Source organism: Rhizobium ecuadorense, from assembly GCF_001187535.1.
GTDB classification, from domain to species: domain Bacteria; phylum Pseudomonadota; class Alphaproteobacteria; order Rhizobiales; family Rhizobiaceae; genus Rhizobium; species Rhizobium ecuadorense.
The window spans coordinates 1-224 of the sequence record NZ_LFIO01000842.1 but is presented as its reverse complement, the minus strand read 5'-3'; the positions used below and the strand labels follow the sequence as shown (position 1 = coordinate 224).

General features: G+C 55.4%; 1 pseudogene. It reads left to right on the top strand.

Annotation, left to right across the window (positions count from 1 at the left end):
* Positions 1-224: pseudogene (locus AF337_RS14835) on the top strand (DUF6502 family protein); the annotation flags it as partial.

Here is a 224-nt window from a genome sequence, read left to right as displayed (position 1 = left end):
CTGGTGAGCGACATCACCAAAGACGTTCATCCCCGCTCCATCCTGGACGACTGGCTGGATAAAGGCATTGTCGTTCTCGATCAGGACGGCCAGGTCCAACTCAACCTCTCATCAATTGTTCCGAATGCCGGTGACGAAGCCCGCCGGCACTATTTTACACGCAACCTTCGTGACCATGTGCAGGCAGCGGTCATGAATCTGATGAACGACCCTCCCCCCTACTT